The organism is Actinokineospora sp. (genome assembly GCF_050699995.1).
Classification (GTDB): Bacteria; Actinomycetota; Actinomycetes; order Mycobacteriales; family Pseudonocardiaceae; genus Actinokineospora.
Genome location: NZ_JBOHGC010000355.1, coordinates 1 through 1,467, shown reverse-complemented (window position 1 = coordinate 1,467; position 1,467 = coordinate 1). Strand labels below are relative to the sequence as shown.

The 1,467-nt window shown below is 70.6% G+C and carries 1 protein-coding gene; it reads right to left on the bottom strand.

The features are described from left to right. Nucleotides 1-1,467, bottom strand: a 1,467-nt coding sequence (locus ACRDSQ_RS17490; protein ID WP_431422479.1) for a hypothetical protein, incomplete at both ends; no start/stop codon positions are given.

The window sequence follows — 1,467 nt, the reverse complement described above, 5'->3', positions numbered from 1 at the left end:
CGGGGGCCGGGTCGTCCACCGCGACCACGCTCGCGGCCACGTGCCGCTCGAGCCACGCGATGCGGCGCAGGTACAGAGCGGGCGTGGTGCCGCGGTCCTGCGACTCGGCGATGCCGGCCTGGTTCGTGGCCGAGGCCTGGAACAGGATTCCGATGTTGCCGCCGAAGTTGCGAGGCGCAATCGCGACAAAGCGCTCGTCGGTCTGCGGCGTCTGGGTGACGTTCTGGGCCGGCGACCAGGGCCCGTCGCCGGTCGAGACGCTCACCTCGATGTCGCCGAAGCCGAGCCCGGTTGCACCCGGGATGCCGGCGTTGGCGGTCGGGTCCACCTCGGCGTCCACGCAGCGCACCCACACCACGTAGGTCTCGCTGCCGTCGGCCGAGAACCCGACCTGCGGCCAGTCGTTCGAGATGTGGTTGAGGCCCACGACCGGCCCGGCCTGGCCGTTGTCCACGTTGTCGTAGCTGCCGGTCTCGAGCCCGCCCTGCTTGACCACCGTGACGCCGCCGGTCGAGCTCCAGTGCATGATCCGGCTGTGCCAGTCGGCGTAGAAGATCTGGGCACCGCTCTTGCGTGCCTGCAGCTCGGACCACACGACGTGCGGCGTCGTGTCGCGGTAGGCCAGATGGGCGTTGATGTAGGGCCGCCACTGGGTCGAAGTCGAGTCGGGCGCCACGATGGTCGCGTTGCTGTAGTTCGTGAGCTTGCGCACCGTCACCGTGCCGGCCGCGAACGTCCCGTTGCTCGATTCGATCAGGTGGACGTTCTGACCGAAGTCGGTCATCGCGATGCCGACTCGGCCGTCGGAGGCGGCGGCGAGGCTGGGATAGCCGCCCGCGCCGTCGGGGAACGTGCCGGCGGGCACCACCGGCGTCCACGCTCCGCCCTGCCAGCCGGTCGGGCACACGAACGCCGTGCCGGCCGATGCGAAGCGGCTGATCCGGACCTCCGCGACCTCCAGGTACGAGTAGGGCGGGTTCGAGGTGTTGAGCCGCTCCCCGGACACCACGAACGAGCCGTTGGGGAGGGCGACGATCTGGCCGAACAGGAAGCTCGGGCTCTCGATCGGCGTGAGGTAGCCGCTGAACGTCGTGCCGGTCGGGGTGTCGAGGTAGTAGAACATGCTGCGCAGGTCGCAGCCGTCCTCGTTCATGTGCTCGGCGATCGCGACCCGGTTGGTGGGGGCGAGCGCGAGGCCCCCGAGTCCACCCATGAGATCCGGCACGCAGAACGTGGGGCATCGGATGCGCGAATCGCCGACCCGGCCACGGTTGGTCCACGCGCCGAGGGCATCGCGCACCGCGTAGCCCATGCCCCGCACCGGGTGGGGCACCGGGGCGGAGAGGTTCGGCGGGCAGCCGTTGGGGGAAACGTTGCAGTGGTCGTCCTGCCAGGTGACGTGCACCCGGCCGTCGGCCCCGACCGCGACGCGGGTCGCGAGCGAGCCGATGTCCTGCAGGTCGTACC